The following is a 15,451-nucleotide window of genomic DNA, read 5'->3' as shown; positions in this document are numbered from 1 at the left end:
CGCCGCTCCCCTGAACATTTCTGGAGAATGGTATGAAATCAGTGGTAATCCATGCTGAGGGGAACGTCTGCGTTGAAGAACGTCCCATCCCCACGCTGCAAACGGAAGACGATGTCCTGGTCAAAGTGGTCAGCTCCGGGCTGTGCGGCTCCGATATCCCGCGCATTTTCGCCAAAGGCGCGCACTACTACCCTATTACGCTTGGGCATGAATTCAGCGGCTATGTCGAGTCCTACGGCGCGGCGGTGACCGATCTACAGCCCGGTGACGCTGTTGCCTGCGTGCCGCTGCTGCCCTGCTTCCAGTGTCCGCAGTGCCAGCGCGAATATTTTTCTTTATGTAAGCAGTATCAGTTCGTCGGCTCCCGCAGCGAGGGCGGCAACGCCGAATACGTGGTGGTGAAGCGCGCCAACCTGTTCCGCCTGCCGGATCAGATGCCCATTGATGACGGCGCGTTTATCGAGCCGATAACCGTTGGCCTGCACGCTTTTCATCTGGCGCAGGGCTGCGAGGGTAAAAACGTCATTATTATCGGCGCCGGCACCATCGGCCTGCTGGCGCTGCAGTGCGCCCGCGAGCTAGGAGCCAATAGCGTCACGGCTATCGACATTAATCCACAGAAGCTGGAGCTGGCCAAAACCCTTGGCGCGAGCCGGGTGTTCAACAGCCGCGAGATGAGCGGCCAGGCGATTCAACAGGCGCTGGAGGAAATCCAGTTCGATCAGCTTGTCCTCGAGACCGCCGGTACGCCGCAGACCGTCGCATTAGCAATTGAAGCCGCCGGGCCGCGGGCGCAGCTGGCGCTGGTCGGTACCCTGCATCACGACCTAACGCTGCCTGCCGTCACCTTCGGGCAAATTCTGCGTAAAGAGCTGAATATCGTCGGCAGTTGGATGAACTACTCAGGCCCGTGGCCGGGAGAAGAGTGGCAAACAGCAACCCGCCTGCTGACGGAAAAACGCCTGCAGTTGGCGCCGTTGATAGCCCATCGCGGCGATGCCGAGAGTTTTGCTCGCGAAGTTCAGGCGCTAAACGGCGCGCCGATGCAGGGTAAAATCCTACTTAAACTTTCCTGATCGCTTGAGCCAGCAATCTGCGCTGGCTCACATTACCTTTCGAAAATTATCGTTCAACTTTCGTTATCCTTCGATTAAACTAAGTTGAGTTAATTATCAGGCATATCAAGATGAACTCATTTGAACGAAGGAACAAAATCGTCGATATGGTGAATACGCAGGGCAGCGTATTGGTTTTAGACCTTTCGAATCTCTTTGGCATCTCTGAAGTCACCATTCGCGCCGACCTCCGTATGCTGGAAGAGAAAGGCCTGGTGACCCGTTTTCACGGCGGCGCCGCCCGCCCGGGTAGCGATCTGACCGAGAGTGATAACCTGGAAGTGGTACTGGAAGATCGTTACCAGCTCGCCAGCGATCCGAAAAAGCGCATCGCCCAGGCCGCCGCGGCAATGATCCATGAAGGCATGACGGTGATCCTCGATAGCGGCAGCACCACGCTACTGATAGCCGAGGCGCTGGTACGAATGACCAATATCACCGTCATCACCAATAGCCTACCCGCCGCGTTTACGCTGTCGGAAAATAAAGATATTACGCTGGTGGTATGCGGCGGTACGGTTCGGCACAAAACGCATTCAATGCACGGAACCATCGCTGAACGTTCGCTGCAGGGGATTTGCGCTGACCTGATGTTCGTTGGCGCCGATGGTATCGACGCGACCAACGGCATCACCACCTTTAATGAAGGCTATTCGATCAGCAGCGTGATGGCCGCCGCCGCGCATCAGGTGATCGCCGTGCTCGATGCCAGCAAATTCAATCGCCGGGGCTTTAACCAGGTCCTGCCGATGGACAAAATTGACTGCGTGATTACCGACGACGGCATCAGTGACGCCGACCGCGCGGCGTTAAATAGCAAAAAGGTGGAATTGAATATCGTGTAATTGCGCGCAAATCGGCGATTTTATTCCGACATTTATTCCGACATTTATTCCGACATGTAGGATGAAATCCAAGGTGCCCTTCAACATCAGAAGGGCACCTTGCTGTCCTCAGCTACACCTGACAGGCTTACTCCCCCTGCTGCTCCAGCGCGTATTTATACAGCGCGTTCTTCTTCACGCCGTGGATTTCCGCGGCCAGCGCGGCGGCTTTCTTCAACGGCAGTTCCGCCTGTAGCAGCGCCAGAGTCCGCAGCGCGGCTGCCGGCAGCGCCTCTTCCTGGGCCTTAAAACCTTCGACGATCAGCACCATCTCGCCTTTGCGGCGATTTTCGTCTTCCTTCACCCACGCCACCAGCTCGCCAATCGGCGCGCCGTGGATAGACTCCCAGGTTTTGGTCAGCTCGCGCGCCAACACTACGTAACGGGATTCGCCCAGAACCGCGCAGATATCTTCCAGGCTCTCCACCAGGCGGTGCGTTGACTCATAGAAGATAATGGTGCGCGGCTCTTCTTCCAGCGCCTTCAGGGTATCGCGGCGGCCTTTCGATTTCGCCGGCAGAAAACCTTCATAGCAGAAACGATCGGACGGCAAACCGGCGGCGCTCAGAGCGGCAATCGCTGCACAAGGGCCCGGCAGCGGCACCACGCGGATATTGGCTTCACGGCAGGTGCGCACCAGATGGTAGCCGGGATCGTTAATCAGCGGCGTGCCGGCATCGGACACCAGCGCGATGTTTTGTCCTTCTTTTAATTTCGCTAAAAGTGTTTCGGCCTTTTGCTGCTCGTTATGGTCGTGAAGGGCAAATAAACGGGCGTTAATCGCAAAATGCTGCAGCAGCAAACCGGTGTGGCGGGTATCCTCCGCAGCAATTAAATCAACAGCTTGCAACACTTCCAGTGCGCGCTGCGTGATATCAGACAGATTCCCTATCGGAGTGGGCACAATATACAGTTGCCCCTGAGAATTATCCGCTGATTCGTGTTGTTTCATTGTCTCGTCCGTATTGCCGATTTAATATTGAGCATTGAGCCAAAAAAATATCACTGGATACATATGGTACCGTCAACATTTCTTCGTTCTAAGCCCGCGCGCTGTCTGCCCGTATTGCTGGCTACTCTTCTTTTTGCTGGCTGCGGCACCCACACGCAGGATCAAAGCACGGCGTTTATGCAGGGTACGTCGCAGGCCAACTCCAGTTTCTACCTACAGCAGATGCAGCAAAGCACGAATGATAGCAAGACCAACTGGCAATTACTCGCCATTCGTGCACTGCTGCAGGAAGGTAAGAAGCAGCAGGCTATCGACCTGTACAACCAACTGCCGTCGAACCTGAACAGCACGCAGGCCCGCGAACAGTCGCTGCTGGCGGTGGAAGTCAAACTGGCGCAAGGCGATTACCAGGGCGCGAAGGCATTACTGAGCAAACTCGACCCTCTCAGTTTTGAGAAAAATCAGCAGCCGCGCTACTGGCAGGCGCAAATTGACGCCAGCCAGGGGCAGCCCTCTCTGGCGCTGCTGCGCGCGCTGATTGCCCAGCAGCCCCTGCTAAGCCAGGCGAAACAAAAACAACAAAACATCGACGCCACGTGGAAAGCGCTGACGGCGATGACCCCACAGCAGGCCAACGCGCTGGTGATCAATGCCGACGAAAACGTGCTGCAGGGCTGGCTGGATCTGCAGCGGATGTGGTTCGATAACCGCAACGATCCGGCGATGCTGAAAGCGGGCGTCAAAGACTGGCAAATCCGTTATCCGCAGAACCCGGGGGCGCAGATGCTGCCCACCGCGCTGGTGAACATGCAAAACTATAAACCGGCCTCGACCAATAAAATCGCCCTGCTGCTGCCTCTGAACGGCCAGGCGGCGATTTTCGGCCGCACTATCCAACAGGGTTTTGAAGCGGCGAAGAATGGCGCCCCAGCGGTCCAGGGCAACGCAGTGCCGGCGCAGGTCGCCCAGGCGGCGAATGTTGCCGGCAATAATGATGTGGTGAGCCCTTCGCAGGCGGAAGTCGGCGATCTCACCGCCACCGGCAGCCAGGCCGCACCGGTGCAGGCGCCAGCGGAAACGCAGGCCGCGCCTGCCGCAAAACCAGCAGCCGCTCCGCTACCCGCCCCGATTGCCGCAACGCCGGCAGCACAACCGGTGAGCGCGCCAGCCGCGCAGCCGCAGCCCGCGGTGGCGGCAACCGCCAATCCTGCCGCTGAGCTGAAAATTTACGACACCACCAGCCAGCCGATGAGCCAGCTTCTGGCGCAGGTACAGCAGGACGGCGCGACCATCGTTGTCGGCCCGCTATTGAAAGAAAACGTCGAAGAGGTGATGAAAAGCAACACCTCGCTGAACGTGCTGGCCCTTAACCAGCCGGGTAAAGTCGAGAACCGCCCGAACCTGTGCTACTTCGCGCTCTCCCCGGAAGATGAAGCCCGCGACGCGGCGCGTCATATTCACGATCAGGGCAAACAAACGCCGTTACTGCTGGTGCCGCGCGGCGCGCTTGGCGACCGCGTGGTCAGCGCTTTCGCCGACGAGTGGCTGAAGCTGGGCGGCGGTACGGTGCTGCAGCAGCGTCTGGGATCGACGGCGGAGCTGAAATCCGGCGTCAACGGCGGCGGGATCTCACTGACCGGCAGCCCGGTATCGACGCTGCCGTCATCTGTAGATAGCTCGCTCGGCAGCCCAAGCGACGTTCCGGTCAGCAGCGGCGGCAGCATCGATGCCGCCTATATCGTCGCCACCCCGGAACAAATTGGCTATATCAAGCCGCTGATCGCGATGCGCAACGGCAGCCAGAGCAACGTCACCCTGTACGCCAGCTCCCGTAGCGCGCAAGGCACCTCTGGCCCGGATTTCCGTCTGGAGATGGAAGGCCTGCAATATAGCGAAATCCCGATGCTGGCCGGCAGTAACCCGGCGCTGATGCAGCAGGCGCTCTCCACCGTGCGTAACGACTACTCGCTGGCGCGGCTATATGCAATGGGCGCCGATGCCTGGTCGCTGGCGAATCATTTCGCGCAAATGCGCCAGAGCCCAGGTTACCAGCTGAACGGCAATACGGGCGATCTGACGGCCACGCCGGACTGCGTGATAAACAGGAAGTTATCATGGCTCAAGTACCAACAGGGACAAATCGTCGCAGCCAACTAAGTAAACAGACCGGCGACGCCTGGGAAAGCCAGGCGCGTCGGTGGTTAGAACGGCATGGACTGCGTTTTATTGCCGCCAACGCCCGCGAGCGCGGCGGCGAGATCGACCTTATTATGCGCGACGGCGCGGTTATCGTGTTCGTCGAAGTGCGCTACCTGCGCAGCGCCAGCTACGGCGATGCCGCCGCCAGCGTCACGCCGCAAAAGCAACAACGCCTTCTCAAGGCCGCTCGTCTGTGGCTCTCCCGACAGAATGGGAGTTTTGATACTGTGGATTGCCGTTTCGATGTGGTAGCCTTCACCGGCAACGACATCCAATGGCTGAAAAACGCCTTTGGCGAATAGCGTATTATCAGATTTAAGGGATCCCGTGCTCGACAGAATTAAAGCCTGCTTTACCGAAAGCATTCAAACCCAAATCGCCGCCGCGGAAGCGCTCCCGGACGCCATCTCGCGCGCGGCAATGACGCTCGTTCAGTCGCTGCTTAACGGCAACAAAATCCTCTGTTGTGGTAATGGCACCTCCGCCGCCAACGCACAGCATTTTGCTGCCAGCATGATCAATCGTTTCGAAACAGAGCGCCCTGGTTTACCCGCCATTGCACTAAATACCGATAATGTGGTCTTAACCGCAATCGCCAACGATCGCCTGCATGATGAAATCTATGCTAAGCAGGTGCGCGCGCTGGGACACGCCGGCGACGTACTGCTGGCGATTTCTACGCGCGGCAATAGCCGGGATATCGTGAAAGCCGTGGAAGCGGCGGTCACCCGCGATATGACTATCGTGGCGCTAACCGGTTACGACGGCGGCGAACTGGCTGGCCTGTTAGGTCAGCAGGACGTTGAAATCCGCATTCCTTCACACCGCAGCGCGCGGATCCAGGAAATGCACATGCTTACCGTCAATTGTCTGTGCGATTTGATTGATAACACGCTTTTTCCACACCAGGACGAATAAGGAGAACACATGAAGGCTCTCTCGCCCCTCGCCATCCTGCTTTCTGCGCTACTGCTACAGGGCTGCGTCGCCGCAGCGGTAGTCGGTACGGCAGCCGTCGGCACTAAAGCGGCAACGGACCCGCGTACGGTGGGTACGCAGGTTGATGACAGCACCCTGGAGCTGCGCGTTAACAGCGCCTTAGGGAAAGATGAACAGATTAAGAAAGAAGCGCGTATTAACGTCACCGCTTATCAGGGCAAAGTCCTGCTGACCGGCCAGTCGCCGACCGCCGATCTCTCCTCTCGCGCCAAACAAATTGCGATGGGGGTTGAAGGAACTACCGAAGTCTTCAATGAAGTACGTCAAGGCCAGCCGATTGGCTTAGGCACCGCGTCGTCGGATACCTGGATAACCACCAAAGTTCGTTCCCAGCTGCTGGGTAGCGATCAGGTGAAGTCTTCGAATGTGAAAGTGACGACCGAAAATAGCGAAGTGTTCCTGATGGGCCTGGTCACCGACCGTGAAGGCCGCGCAGCGGCGGATATCGCCAGCCGGGTAAGCGGCGTGAGCCGCGTCACCACCGCCTTTACCTATATTAAATAAACGTTATCTAACCCGGCTGGCGCTTCGCTAAGCCGGGCTACCAAATAGCACTACGCTGTAGGCCGGGTAAGGCGTAGCCGCCACCCGGCACAAAATCCGGCGCCGGGGCTACAGCCCCGCCCCGGAAAATTACACCAGCGCCAGCGCGCCAACGATCGCCCCGCACAACGCCACCAGCCCGCCGGTTAGCCACAGCGCTTTAGCCGGGAACGCCTTACGCAACATAATCAGCGACGGCACGCTCACCGCCGGCAAGGTAATCAGCAGCGCCAGCGCCGGCGCGGTGCCCATTCCGGCCAGCATCATCGTCTGCACAATCGGGATTTCCGCCGCCGTCGGGATAACGAACAGGCAACCGGCTATCGCCATTGCGATCACCCAGAACAGCGTGTTATCGACCGCGCCCTCAGCGTGCGGGAACAGCCAGACCCGCGCCGCGCCCAGTACCAGCACCGCGAGGATGTAAACCGGGATCGTACTCCAGAACAGCGACCACAGCGCGCGTAGCCAACGGCTGATAAAACTGCCCTCATCGCGCTGCAGTTGGCTAATGTCTTCTGTCGCCACCGGCTGCGTCGCCGCCTCTTTTACCCATTTTTGCACGAGCGTCGCCACCACTAGCACTGTCGCCAGCCCGGCCACTAGTCTGATCAGAGCAAACTGCCAACCTAGCACGAAGCCCATAAAGACCAGCGTTGCCGGGTTCAGCAGCGGGTTGCCCATCCAGAATGCCAGCGCTCCGCCCATCGACACCTGCTGTTTACGCATACCGGCGGCGACCGGCGCGGCGCAGCAGGTACACATCATCCCCGGTAGCGAAAAAATCGCTCCCAGCAGCGTGCCCTGAAAACGTGATTGCCCAAGCGTGCGCAGCAGCCAGTCGCGGGGGATCAGCACCTGAATAAGCGACCCGAGCAGCACGCCGAGCACCGCCGCTTTCCAGACCGCGAGGAAGTAAACCATCGCGTAATCCCATGCCGCCTGCAGCGGGTTTACATCAGACTGCGCGAGAATAGATTTACCGATACTGTGGGTTTCCGCGGCCGTAAAGGCTTTACCGTAATACGGCTGCCATTTGACGTACCACAGACCAACGATAACGACGAGAAAGAACAGCGCGGGTTTCCACCATTGAAATGGTGATGCCGCCTGAGATGAAGACTGACCAGCCATAGCATTCCCCAGGGAGAAGTGATAACAAATAAGGAGGTGAATACTACGCCTGCCGTCCAAATTTGAAAATGGTTAATCCGCCTGCCGGGCAGCGCGCTCCCGTAGCTGAGACGAGGTAAGGATCTGGACGCCTTCATGGCTCGGCGCCAGCGCCTCCGCGAGCAGGGCAGTCGCTACATCGCGAGCCTGAATAGCTTTCCAGTCTCCAGGCAGAAAACGAAATAGCGGTGCAAAGAGCGTTTCATTGGCGCGTTTGTGCTCCCGATCCCCCAGCAACATTGAAGGACGGGCAATGGTCAGCCGCGGCCACTCCTGCGCCATCAGCACCTCTTCCATTTCCCCTTTCACGCGGTTATAGAAGAAGGGCGAATGCGCATTGGCGCCCATCGCGCTGACCACCAGCATATGTTGCGCCCCAAGGCGCTTCCCGACCAGTGCCGTATCCACCACCAGCGTATAGTCAGCATGCACAAACGCTTCTTTACTCCCCGCTTCCCGTCGCGTGGTGCCCAGGCAGCAGAAAACGATATCGACAGGATCAACCACCTGCGCCAGTGCATCGGTCAACTGCGGATCGTAAGGATTAAAGACCCCTTCCGCGGGCGGGAGTGGGCGGCGAGTCGGCGCAGTAATCGCGCTAATGCTCGGCTCACTCTGCAGCAAACGAAGTAAGTGCCCACCAACCAAACCAGTCGCGCCGGTTAATAATACCTGACTCATCGAATCTCCTTTGCAGAATTGTCTGCCTTGCACTTTGCCCCACATGTTCCAGGCTTAATAGCTTACGAGGTAAGTATCCACCATCATCATGGAAATGCCTCATTCACTGCCAAAAGATCGGAGGAAGAATGAGTAAAAAGATTGCCGTACTAATCACCGACGACTTCGAAGATTCTGAATTCACCTCACCTGCCGAGGCCTTTAAACTTGCCGGGCATCAGGTCGTGACGATTGAGAAACAGGCAGGAAAAACGGTAAAAGGGAAACAAGGCGAGGCTGAAGTGGCGATCGACAAAGCAATAGATGACGTGACGCCGGCACAGTTTGACGCGTTGTTGCTGCCAGGCGGCTATTCACCGGACCAGTTGCGGGGGGATGAGCGCTTCGTCACTTTTACTCGCGACTTCGTGAATAGCGGTAAGCCGGTCTTTGCCATCTGCCATGGCCCGCAGCTGCTTATCAGCGCAGGCGTCATTCGCGGGCGTAAACTCACAGCGGTTAAACCCATCGTGGTCGACGTGAAAAATGCCGGCGGTGAGTTTTACGATCAGGAAGTGGTGCTTGATAACGATCAGTTAGTCACCAGCCGAACGCCAGACGACCTGCCGGCGTTCAATCGCGAGGCGCTACGCCTGCTCGGCGCTTGAGTCGCGCAGCCAGTATAGCTTTTTGCCAAAACCCAGCGTGTTGTCGGTAAATTTAAGCTCGTCGGGACGGATCTCCCACACCGGCGCCGACAACATGCGGGCAACAGGGAAGCGCTTGACGTAGCGCTTGCGCATCTCAGCCTCTTCATCACCGTGAAGGCGGCGGATCTCCCCCTTAAACTGCACGCCGCGGATCAAGGCAACGGTCTTTGGCTGGCCGTTGACCGTCCCGGCGACTTTCGCGCCTTCGCCGGTCATCTGGCCGTGACGGGTTTTTTCGTCGCTTAGTAGATAAAAAGCGACGTTATCCGGGTCGTAAACATAAAACGCATTGGCGCACCAGAGCTCGTCATCACGTGCCACGCACCAGGTGATGACGTGCTGTTTGCCAAGCCAGCGGCTAATCGCGGCAAGCGTATCCATCTTTATTCTCCATTATGTTATGGTGCACACACCCTAACAGACTGACATTATTACCGTGTGCTGGTTTCTCTATCTTATTCGAACCTCTGATAACCGCCTGTATACCGGCATCACCACCGATGTCCCACGCCGCTTTCTTCAGCATCAGGAAGGCAAAGGGGCGAAAGCGCTGCGCGGCAAAGGAGAACTGGCGCTGGCGTTTAGTCAGAAAGTTGGTGACCACTCACTTGCGCTGCGGCTGGAGTATCGCATCAAGCAGCTAACGAAGCGCCAGAAAGAGCGCCTCGTTGCCGGGGATGGTTCGTTCGAGACCCTACTGGAGGGGCTCAGAAGCGATTGAAATGATCGCTGTACTCAACCAGACCGTGTACGCCCTGCAGCGCGTCATCCGCCAGACGATGCACCTGGAAGGCTTCCGCGGTGTCCGGCCAACGGCAGCGTAAATCGAACGCGGCCGCGGGTTCAAAGCCCAAACGGCCATACAGCGCCGGTTCGCCCAGCGTGACCACCGCGGCGTAGCCAAATTCATTTAATGAATCCAGCCCTTCGTAGACCAGCTGTCGGCCAATACCCTGGCCGCGATAGCTTTCATCTACCGCCAATGGCGCCAGCCCTACCCACTGCAGCTCTTCGCCTTCGACGGTGACTGGGCTAAAGGCGACATAGCCAACCACCTGGCCTTCATCGTCAGTGGCGACTAAGCCCAGCGTGATCAGACCATCTTCACGCAGATCGTGCACCAGCTTCGCTTCCGCGTCGCTGCCGAACGTACGGCGCAGCAGCGCGTCGATACCCGGCGCATCAATCCCAATTTCCACTCGAATCAGCATGCCTCACCTACCGATGTCTGTTCAGGTTTCTGCGGGCTCTTCAGGCCTGCTTCGACAAAATCCGCCATCTGCAGCAGCATGACGCGCAGTGCTTTCGGCATCTGCTCCAGCTCGATGGCATCCATCAGGTTCTTCACGTATAGACCCAGCTCGGTATCACCTTCAATCACCAGACGACGCTGGAAGAATAGCGTATCCGGATCCTGTTTACGCGCGGCAATCATCAACAGATCGCTGGCATCGGCGCTAAAGCTGACGTCGGCGTCAGCCTGCTGGCTGACCACCAGGCGACCGTCGACTACCGAGGTATACCACAGCAGGCCAATATCGCGCACATTAATACTTAACCAGCGACCTTCGAGAAACTCCAGTTCTCCATCCGCCAGCGCCTGGCGAAATTGCCAGCTCAATACTTGTTCCAGCACCTGGCGCTTGAGGGCAAAAGGCGCCAGCTTAACCGGCACGCTCATTAAAGACGGGCCAAAACGGACCAGCCGGGAACGCAGTTCATCCAACACAAGCTTCACTCCATGCATGCAATAGTTTCGCTATTGTGCCATATCAAATAAACGACATAGCGGCGTAAATCAACAAAATCGCGATGATGGCCGCCAGCTATTGAGCCCACCAATACGCTTTTAACTGCCTCAAATCAAAAATTGTCACCAGAAGGTTAACTAAAATCCCAGCTCGTTAACCATTTTGCGTCCCTGACCGGCCGCGTTTTTCAGGAAAAATTATGGAGCTGCTCTGCCCCGCCGGTAACCTCCCGGCACTTAAGGCGGCCATCGAAAACGGCGCCGATGCCGTGTATATCGGGCTGAAAGATGACACCAATGCCCGCCACTTTGCCGGCCTTAATTTCACCGAAAAGAAATTACAGGAAGCCGTCAGCTTTGTGCACCAGCATCGCCGCAAGCTACATATCGCGATTAACACCTTCGCCCATCCCGACGGTTATGCCCGTTGGCAGCGTGCTGTGGATATGGCCGCGCAATTGGGCGCCGACGCGCTGATCCTCGCCGATATCGCCATGCTGGAGTACGCTGCGGAACGCTATCCGCACATTGAACGTCACGTTTCAGTGCAGGCGTCCGCCACTAACGAAGAGGCGATACGTTTTTATCACCGTAACTTTGACGTCGCCCGCGTCGTACTACCGCGGGTGTTATCCATTCACCAGGTGAAACAGTTAGCGCGCGCCACGCCGGTTCCACTGGAAGTCTTCGCCTTCGGTAGCTTATGCATCATGGCGGAAGGCCGCTGCTATCTCTCGTCGTATCTCACCGGCGAATCGCCAAATACCGTCGGCGCCTGTTCGCCCGCGCGCTTCGTCCGCTGGCAGCAAACGCCGCAGGGGCTGGAGTCACGCCTTAACGAAGTGCTGATCGATCGCTATCAGGATGGCGAGAATGCCGGTTATCCGACGCTGTGCAAAGGCCGCTACCTGGTCGACGGCGAGCGCTACCACGCGCTGGAAGAACCCACCAGCCTCAACACCCTGGAACTGTTGCCCGAACTGATGGCCGCCAATATCGCTTCGGTAAAAATTGAAGGCCGCCAGCGCAGCCCGGCATACGTCACCCAGGTAGCGAAAGTCTGGCGTCAGGCGATCGATCGCTGTAAAGCCGATCCGCAGAACTTCGTGCCGCAATCTGCATGGATGGAAACCCTTGGTTCGATGTCCGAAGGAACGCAAACCACCCTTGGCGCCTATCACCGAAAATGGCAGTGAGAAACATGAAATATTCATTAGGGCCGGTGCTGTACTACTGGCCAAAAGAGACGCTGGAAGATTTTTACCAGCAGGCGGCAAACTGTAGCGCTGACACCATTTATCTGGGCGAAGCGGTATGCAGCAAACGCCGCGCCACTAAAGTCGGCGATTGGATCGAAATGGCGAAAGCGCTGGCCGGCAGCGGCAAGCAGGTGGTGCTCTCCACCCTCGCGCTGGTGCAGGCCTCATCCGAACTGGGCGAGCTGAAGCGCTATGTCGAGAACGGCGAATTCCTGATTGAAGCCAGCGACCTCGGCGTGGTCAATCTCTGTGCCGAACGCAAGTTGCCCTTCGTCGCGGGTCATGCGCTGAACTGCTACAACGCCGTCACCCTGCGCCTGCTGCTGAAACAGGGCATGGTGCGCTGGTGTATGCCGGTTGAACTCTCCCGCGACTGGCTGGCTAATTTACTGACCCAGTGTGAAGAGCTGGGTATTCGCAACCAGTTTGAAGTCGAAGTGCTGAGCTACGGCCATCTGCCGCTGGCCTATTCCGCGCGCTGCTTTACCGCTCGCTCGGAAGACCGGCCAAAAGACGAATGCGAAACCTGCTGCATCAAGTATCCAACCGGGCGCAGCATGCTGTCGCAGGAGAACCAGCTGGTGTTTGTGCTTAACGGCATTCAGACGATGAGCGGCTACGTCTATAACCTTGGCAACGAGTTAACCTCGATGCACGGTCTGGTTGATATGGTGCGCCTGTCGCCGATGGGTAGCGAGACCTTCGCCATGCTCGACGCCTTCCGCGCCAATGAAAATGGCGCTGCGCCGCTGGATCTCACCGCTAACAGCGATTGCAACGGCTACTGGAAACGGCTGGCCGGGCTGGAGCTGCAGGCGTAAGGTGAAGTGTAAAAGCTCACTTTGTTAACAACGGTTATTAATTTTTAATGCACTATTAAAAGATTCACCGTCGACAAAGTGAGCTGTTATGACTGATAAAACCATTCCGTTCTCGGTGCTCGATCTGGCGCCGATCCCGCAGGGATCTTCTGCTAAAGAAGCCTTTTCCCATTCTCTCGCTCTCGCCCAACTGGCGGAATCCCGCGGCTACCACCGTTATTGGCTGGCTGAGCACCATAATATGGTGGGCATTGCCAGCGCGGCGACCTCGGTGTTGATTGGCTATCTTGCCGCCAATACCACCACCCTGCATCTGGGATCCGGTGGCGTGATGTTGCCAAACCACTCGCCGCTGGTGATCGCCGAACAGTTCGGCACCCTGAATACGCTGTATCCCGGACGTATCGATCTCGGCCTTGGCCGCGCGCCGGGCAGCGATCAGCCGACCATGCGCGCGCTGCGTCGCCATATGAGCGGCGATGTCGATAATTTCCCGCGCGATGTGGCGGAGTTGGTGGACTGGTTTGACGCTCGCGAGGCTAATCCGCAGGTGCGCCCGGTTCCCGGCTATGGCGAACGAATTCCGGTGTGGCTGCTGGGCTCAAGCCTGTACAGCGCGCAGCTGGCGGCGCAGCTTGGTCTGCCGTTTGCCTTCGCCTCTCACTTCGCGCCGGACATGCTATTCCAGGCTCTGCATCTGTACCGCAGCAACTTCAAACCTTCGGCGCGGCTCGAAAAACCGTACGCGATGGTATGCATCAATATTATCGCCGCCGATAGTAATCGCGACGCGGAGTTCCTCTTTACCTCGATGCAGCAGGCGTTCGTTAAGCTGCGCCGCGGTGAAACCGGGCAGTTGCCGCCGCCGGTGGAAAATATGCATCAGCTGTGGTCAGCGTCCGAGCAGTATGGTGTACAGCAGGCATTAAGCATGTCGCTGGTTGGCGATAAGACCAAAGTTCGCCACGGGTTAGCGTCGATTCTTCGCGAAACGGAAGCGGACGAAATCATGGTCAACGGCCAGATCTTCGACCACCAGGCGCGCCTGCATTCGTTTGATTTAGCGATGCAGGTGAAAGAGGAATTGTTAGGTTAGTGACGCGGCAAGCCCGGTGCGCGTCACGCCACCGGGCAATGCGGTTATTGATAAACCGGCAACAGATTAAAGCTCGACAGGAAATGCACCACCGCGTTGCCGAGCCCGAACAGCAGGATCAGCGCAATCATCGGTTTTCCGCCCCAAACGCGGAACTGTGGGCTGCCGAAGCGTTTACGCGAAGCGCGAGCCAACAGCGCCGGCACAATCGCCGCCCATACCGTCGCCGCCAGGCCGGCATAGCCGATGGCATAAAGGAACCCATCTGGTTTCACCAGCCCGCCAATCATCGGCGGGATAAAGGTCAAGAGCGCGGTTTTAAAGCGTCCCATCGCGCTATCGTCAAAGCCAAACAGATCCGCGAGATAATCGAACAGCCCCAGCGTCACGCCGAGGAAGGAACTGGCGACGGCAAAGTTGGAGAACACCACCAGCAGCAGATCCAGACCGCGGCTATTCAGCACGCCGCTCAGCGCCTGCACCAGCACATCAATGTTGCCGCCCTTCTGGGCGATGCCGATAAACTGCGGACGAGGGATATTACCCATCGTCACCAGCAGCCAGACCACATACAGACCCAGCGCCAGCAGCGTACCGTAAATCAGACAGCGGGTAATGGTACGCGGATCCTTACCATAATATTTCATCAGGCTCGGCACGTTACCGTGATAGCCAAACGAGGCCAGGCAGAACGGCAGCGTCATCAGCAGGTATGGCGCATAGGAGGCATTCTTCTCCACGACGTTAAACAGCGTCGTCGGCTCGACGTGCCCCAGCAGGCTGCCGAAGGTCAGGAAGAAGGTAATCACCTTAGCGCCCAGTACGATAGCCGTCATGCGGCTCACCGCTTTCGTGCTCATCCAGACGATAAAGGCCACCAGCAGTGCAAAGCCGAAGCCCGCAGCGCGCGCCGGTACGTTCAGCGACATCTCACTGAAGGTGTGGTGCAGGATCGAACCGCTCGCCGAAATATAGGCGTAGGTCAGGATATACAGCACAAAGGCGATCGACACGCCGTTCACCAGGTTCCAGCCTTTGCCGAGCAGGTCTTTGGTAATGGTGTCGAAGCTGGAGCCAATCCGGTAGTTAAGGTTGGCTTCCAGAATCATCAAACCGGAGTGCAGCATGCAGAACCAGGTAAAAACCAGCGCCGCCAGCGACCAGAAGAACCACGCGCCGGACATGACCACCGGCAGCGAGAACATGCCTGCGCCAATAATCGTGCCGCCGATAATCACCACGCCGCCAAATAAAGACGGTCGGGTGGCCGTAGTCGTTAGTGTCGCCATT

18 protein-coding genes are annotated in these 15,451 nt (G+C 57.7%); 11 read left to right on the top strand and 7 right to left on the bottom strand.

Going from position 1 to position 15,451, the window contains the following annotated elements; all coding sequences use genetic code 11:
- The first annotated feature begins 32 nt into the window (after positions 1-32).
- Complete coding sequence (gene gatD, locus ACSEMK_RS14690) at positions 33-1,076, top strand: galactitol-1-phosphate 5-dehydrogenase (RefSeq protein ID WP_087859912.1); 1,044 nt, start codon at positions 33-35, stop codon at positions 1,074-1,076.
- Between the two features lie 110 nt (positions 1,077-1,186).
- Positions 1,187-1,960 (top strand): DeoR/GlpR family DNA-binding transcription regulator, encoded by a 774-nt coding sequence (locus ACSEMK_RS14685; RefSeq protein ID WP_430915040.1) that lies wholly within the window; start codon positions 1,187-1,189, stop codon positions 1,958-1,960.
- Between the two features lie 127 nt (positions 1,961-2,087).
- On the opposite strand, the gene rsmI is transcribed toward ACSEMK_RS14685, so the two are convergent.
- Positions 2,088-2,951 (bottom strand): 16S rRNA (cytidine(1402)-2'-O)-methyltransferase, encoded by an 864-nt coding sequence (gene rsmI, locus ACSEMK_RS14680; protein ID WP_047044743.1) that lies wholly within the window; start codon positions 2,949-2,951, stop codon positions 2,088-2,090.
- Positions 2,952-3,014: 63 nt separating this feature from the next.
- Here rsmI and ACSEMK_RS14675 point away from each other — a divergent pair, with 63 nt between their 5' ends.
- The 4 genes from ACSEMK_RS14675 to dolP are packed head-to-tail and all read left to right on the top strand — an operon-like array spanning position 3,015 to position 6,653.
- A complete protein-coding gene (locus tag ACSEMK_RS14675) occupies positions 3,015-5,108 on the top strand; it encodes a penicillin-binding protein activator (RefSeq protein WP_430915038.1) in 2,094 nt (697 codons plus the stop codon).
- The gene (locus ACSEMK_RS14670; RefSeq protein WP_430915037.1) at positions 5,066-5,452 is read left to right on the top strand and encodes a YraN family protein; all 387 of its coding nucleotides are present in this window, start codon (positions 5,066-5,068) and stop codon (positions 5,450-5,452) included. The genes ACSEMK_RS14675 and ACSEMK_RS14670 overlap by 43 nt, the downstream gene beginning before the upstream one ends.
- A 25-nt stretch (positions 5,453-5,477) precedes the next feature.
- Positions 5,478-6,068 (top strand): DnaA initiator-associating protein DiaA, encoded by a 591-nt coding sequence (gene diaA / locus ACSEMK_RS14665; RefSeq protein WP_015369544.1) that lies wholly within the window; start codon positions 5,478-5,480, stop codon positions 6,066-6,068.
- A 9-nt stretch (positions 6,069-6,077) separates the two neighbouring features.
- Positions 6,078-6,653: a division/outer membrane stress-associated lipid-binding lipoprotein gene (dolP, locus tag ACSEMK_RS14660; protein ID WP_015369543.1), complete on the top strand. Its 576-nt coding sequence runs from the start codon at positions 6,078-6,080 to the stop codon at positions 6,651-6,653.
- A 129-nt stretch (positions 6,654-6,782) separates the two neighbouring features.
- On the opposite strand, the gene ACSEMK_RS14655 is transcribed toward dolP, so the two are convergent.
- Entirely contained in the window at positions 6,783-7,826 is a 1,044-nt protein-coding gene (locus ACSEMK_RS14655; protein WP_113373131.1) for a permease, read from the bottom strand.
- A 72-nt stretch (positions 7,827-7,898) separates the two neighbouring features.
- On the bottom strand, positions 7,899-8,546 hold the full coding sequence (locus ACSEMK_RS14650; RefSeq protein WP_430915034.1) for an NAD(P)H-binding protein: 648 nt from the start codon (positions 8,544-8,546) through the stop codon (positions 7,899-7,901).
- Between the two features lie 128 nt (positions 8,547-8,674).
- On the opposite strand from ACSEMK_RS14650, the gene ACSEMK_RS14645 reads away from it, so the two are divergent.
- The gene (locus tag ACSEMK_RS14645; RefSeq protein WP_020077844.1) at positions 8,675-9,193 is read left to right on the top strand and encodes a type 1 glutamine amidotransferase domain-containing protein; all 519 of its coding nucleotides are present in this window, start codon (positions 8,675-8,677) and stop codon (positions 9,191-9,193) included.
- On the opposite strand, the gene ACSEMK_RS14640 is transcribed toward ACSEMK_RS14645, so the two are convergent.
- Complete coding sequence (locus tag ACSEMK_RS14640; protein ID WP_087859919.1) at positions 9,173-9,616, bottom strand: YhbP family protein; 444 nt, start codon at positions 9,614-9,616, stop codon at positions 9,173-9,175. The two genes, ACSEMK_RS14645 and ACSEMK_RS14640, sit on opposite strands and share 21 nt — an antisense overlap.
- Positions 9,617-9,665: 49 nt before the next feature.
- Here ACSEMK_RS14640 and ACSEMK_RS14635 point away from each other — a divergent pair, with 49 nt between their 5' ends.
- The gene (locus ACSEMK_RS14635) at positions 9,666-9,956 is read left to right on the top strand and encodes a GIY-YIG nuclease family protein (RefSeq protein ID WP_162750130.1); all 291 of its coding nucleotides are present in this window, start codon (positions 9,666-9,668) and stop codon (positions 9,954-9,956) included.
- Here the strand turns inward: ACSEMK_RS14635 and ACSEMK_RS14630 are convergent.
- Positions 9,943-10,446 (bottom strand): GNAT family N-acetyltransferase, encoded by a 504-nt coding sequence (locus ACSEMK_RS14630; protein ID WP_015703593.1) that lies wholly within the window; start codon positions 10,444-10,446, stop codon positions 9,943-9,945. The genes ACSEMK_RS14635 and ACSEMK_RS14630 overlap by 14 nt on opposite strands.
- Positions 10,440-10,964 carry a ubiquinone anaerobic biosynthesis accessory factor UbiT gene (gene ubiT / locus ACSEMK_RS14625; protein WP_015369536.1) on the bottom strand — a complete coding sequence of 175 codons (525 nt, stop codon included), beginning with the start codon at positions 10,962-10,964 and terminating at the stop codon, positions 10,440-10,442. The genes ACSEMK_RS14630 and ubiT overlap by 7 nt, the downstream gene beginning before the upstream one ends.
- A gap of 221 nt (positions 10,965-11,185) precedes the next feature.
- Between ubiT and ubiU the strand changes: the two genes are divergently transcribed.
- The 3 genes from ubiU (at position 11,186) to ACSEMK_RS14610 (ending at position 14,161) form a co-directional block, all read left to right on the top strand.
- The gene (gene ubiU, locus ACSEMK_RS14620; protein ID WP_004206164.1) at positions 11,186-12,181 is read left to right on the top strand and encodes a ubiquinone anaerobic biosynthesis protein UbiU; all 996 of its coding nucleotides are present in this window, start codon (positions 11,186-11,188) and stop codon (positions 12,179-12,181) included.
- A gap of 5 nt (positions 12,182-12,186) precedes the next feature.
- Positions 12,187-13,065, top strand: coding sequence for a U32 family peptidase (locus tag ACSEMK_RS14615; RefSeq protein WP_430915032.1), 879 nt, complete (start codon positions 12,187-12,189; stop codon positions 13,063-13,065).
- An 88-nt stretch (positions 13,066-13,153) separates the two neighbouring features.
- Positions 13,154-14,161, top strand: a complete 1,008-nt coding sequence (locus ACSEMK_RS14610; RefSeq protein ID WP_015369533.1) for a luciferase-like monooxygenase — start codon at positions 13,154-13,156, stop codon at positions 14,159-14,161.
- A 44-nt stretch (positions 14,162-14,205) separates the two neighbouring features.
- Here ACSEMK_RS14610 and mtr read toward each other — a convergent pair whose 3' ends face one another.
- Positions 14,206-15,450: a tryptophan permease gene (gene mtr / locus ACSEMK_RS14605; RefSeq protein WP_015369532.1), complete on the bottom strand. Its 1,245-nt coding sequence runs from the start codon at positions 15,448-15,450 to the stop codon at positions 14,206-14,208.
- Position 15,451 lies beyond the last annotated feature (1 nt).

Origin of the sequence: Klebsiella sp. K-3 (assembly GCF_051207495.1) — a bacterium.
GTDB classification, from domain to species: Bacteria; Pseudomonadota; Gammaproteobacteria; order Enterobacterales; family Enterobacteriaceae; genus Klebsiella; species Klebsiella aerogenes.
The sequence above is the reverse complement of the archived record's forward strand: the minus strand, read 5'-3'. Positions and strand labels throughout refer to the sequence as shown.

Bases quoted from the DNA above. Each gene is read 5' to 3' on its own strand.
- gatD (WP_087859912.1), top strand. From the start codon at position 33: ATGAAATCAGTGGTAATCCATGCTGAGGGGAACGTCTGCGTTGAAGAA.
- ACSEMK_RS14685 (WP_430915040.1), top strand. From the start codon at position 1,187: ATGAACTCATTTGAACGAAGGAACAAAATCGTCGATATGGTGAATACG.
- rsmI (WP_047044743.1), bottom strand. From the start codon at position 2,951: ATGAAACAACACGAATCAGCGGATAATTCTCAGGGGCAACTGTATATT.
- ACSEMK_RS14675 (WP_430915038.1), top strand. From the start codon at position 3,015: ATGGTACCGTCAACATTTCTTCGTTCTAAGCCCGCGCGCTGTCTGCCC.
- ACSEMK_RS14670 (WP_430915037.1), top strand. From the start codon at position 5,066: ATGGCTCAAGTACCAACAGGGACAAATCGTCGCAGCCAACTAAGTAAA.
- dolP (WP_015369543.1), top strand. From the start codon at position 6,078: ATGAAGGCTCTCTCGCCCCTCGCCATCCTGCTTTCTGCGCTACTGCTA.
- ACSEMK_RS14655 (WP_113373131.1), bottom strand. From the start codon at position 7,826: ATGGCTGGTCAGTCTTCATCTCAGGCGGCATCACCATTTCAATGGTGG.
- ACSEMK_RS14650 (WP_430915034.1), bottom strand. From the start codon at position 8,546: ATGAGTCAGGTATTATTAACCGGCGCGACTGGTTTGGTTGGTGGGCAC.
- ACSEMK_RS14645 (WP_020077844.1), top strand. From the start codon at position 8,675: ATGAGTAAAAAGATTGCCGTACTAATCACCGACGACTTCGAAGATTCT.
- ACSEMK_RS14640 (WP_087859919.1), bottom strand. From the start codon at position 9,616: ATGGATACGCTTGCCGCGATTAGCCGCTGGCTTGGCAAACAGCACGTC.
- ACSEMK_RS14630 (WP_015703593.1), bottom strand. From the start codon at position 10,446: ATGCTGATTCGAGTGGAAATTGGGATTGATGCGCCGGGTATCGACGCG.
- ubiU (WP_004206164.1), top strand. From the start codon at position 11,186: ATGGAGCTGCTCTGCCCCGCCGGTAACCTCCCGGCACTTAAGGCGGCC.
- ACSEMK_RS14615 (WP_430915032.1), top strand. From the start codon at position 12,187: ATGAAATATTCATTAGGGCCGGTGCTGTACTACTGGCCAAAAGAGACG.
- ACSEMK_RS14610 (WP_015369533.1), top strand. From the start codon at position 13,154: ATGACTGATAAAACCATTCCGTTCTCGGTGCTCGATCTGGCGCCGATC.
- mtr (WP_015369532.1), bottom strand. From the start codon at position 15,450: ATGGCGACACTAACGACTACGGCCACCCGACCGTCTTTATTTGGCGGC.